Source organism: Moorena sp. SIO4A1 (genome assembly GCF_010672065.1).
Classification (GTDB): Bacteria; Cyanobacteriota; Cyanobacteriia; order Cyanobacteriales; family Coleofasciculaceae; genus Moorena.
Window position 1 is genome coordinate 1 of sequence record NZ_JAAHHX010000519.1, and the last position, 1,731, is coordinate 1,731.

Consider the following 1,731-nt stretch of genomic DNA (forward strand, 5'->3'; position numbering starts at 1 on the left):
CCCTATCCAATTTAGGAATGTTTGGTGTAGACCGGTTTGATGCGATTTTGCCCCCAGGACAGGGTTCTATTTTGGCCATTGGTGCATCCCGTCCTACGGTAGTAGCTACCCCTGACGGCATGATGGGTGTAAAGCGTCAGATGCAAGTGAATATTACCTGTGACCACCGGATTATCTATGGTACTGATGCGGCAGCGTTCTTGCAAGACTTGGCGAAGTTGATTGAAACTGATCCGCAATCGTTAACTCTTTAAGCCATTAATCGTAGGGTGGGCAGTGCCTAGCAACGCCCTTTGCAAGCTTGATTATCTGTCTGGTGCACTGCCCACCCTTTAAGTTGACTATTTAAGTTGACTTTTTAAGTAGGGTGGGCAGTGCCTAGCAACGCCCTTTGCAAGCTTGATTATCTGTCTGGTGCACTGCCCACCCTACATGAACTGCTTGATCACTCAGAGGGGCGCACCGTTGTGCCCCCCTCTCAATAATATTGTTCACTATTTCCCTTAACAGTTAGCTTTTCGCAATTTCCCTCCAGCAGTAAACAAACCAGCCACAGCGATTAGACCAAGCACAGTAGAGGATTCAGGTACATCTTGTGGTTCCGATGAAGACGGTTCTGGAGGAGCGCCAAGGAAGCCCACTTGGTAGGTGGCATTGTGAGATGTACCATCTTCTAGGTTGACTAGCCCAGATGGTGTGGGAACGAAACCGTAAAGGTATTCAGTTTTCCCATTGTATTCAACCTTGACAATTTCACTAGCCCTTATACTAGGTGGTAATGGTAGTTGAAAACCAGGCGATAAAAGAGCCATCATCTGTTCCAACTGATCAAACGTATCTTCGAACGCATCTCGAGCATCAAGGTGACCTGCTAGCCCAATGCTAATGTGGCCTGTTGCGTTTTGGTTGACGTAGGAAATATTGGGATCGCTAAATCGTTGCAATCCTCCATTATCGCTAAATAGTGTATAGAATTCATTAACTATGAAATTGCTGCTAGCATAAGATCCAAGACCGTGTGCAGTTAAGGCATCACTGACCCACTCCTGACCTAAGGTTATGCCATCACTATCAAGATCACTGTTCCAGTCAGCTAATGTCAGACTGCTCAAGGTGATGTCCTTACCACCGATGTCACCGGTTAGGCTTGTGACATCGGTATAGGTGGCAAAGTCGCTGTTGCTCAGAGTTTCACTGCTGGCAAATAGCTCTACGTTTCCACCAGGGTCACTAGCGTCACCTAGCAATATAGTAGACAAAATAGCATTTGGAGCTTCATAGGTATTCGTACCGTCAGATGCATACTTGAGGTAGTCACTACCTTCCAGGGTCGCTCCCGTGAGGCTTCCAGCAACAGCTGGGGTAGTGGCGATCGCACTCATACCGGCAATAATTGAGGCCCCGAGCCACATTTTCATTACTGTGCTTTTCATTGACATGTCTCCCGATACTTTTTAGCTACCAAAATCTACTTTGCAGATTTTAGCCCACTAATGCAAGCTGCTCTCGCAGCCAGGGGGTATCTCCCAAGGCCAAGATAGGTTTTGTTCCGCTCTTGGCGCAATTATCTGTGTTTAATAGAAAACGCAACCACTATCATTAAAGCTTTGGTTTTCGGCTTCAATTCAAGGAACCAGAATGTTTTCTTTGACACTAGATTCATAATCAAAGTCTAACATATTTTTGTAGATACTGCAAGATATTTGGATAAAATCGTCAACAGTGGCTAGC

The 1,731-nt window shown here is 45.9% G+C and carries 2 protein-coding genes; one reads left to right on the forward strand and one right to left on the reverse strand.

Features of this window, described 5'->3' with window-relative positions:
- A partial coding sequence (locus F6K53_RS40160; protein WP_293082831.1) for a 2-oxo acid dehydrogenase subunit E2 occupies positions 1-254 on the forward strand: 254 nt, incomplete at its 5' end.
- A gap of 249 nt (positions 255-503) precedes the next feature.
- Here the strand turns inward: F6K53_RS40160 and F6K53_RS40165 are convergent.
- A complete protein-coding gene (locus F6K53_RS40165; RefSeq protein ID WP_293057450.1) occupies positions 504-1,433 on the reverse strand; it encodes an NF038130 family PEP-CTERM protein in 930 nt (309 codons plus the stop codon).
- Positions 1,434-1,731 lie beyond the last annotated feature (298 nt).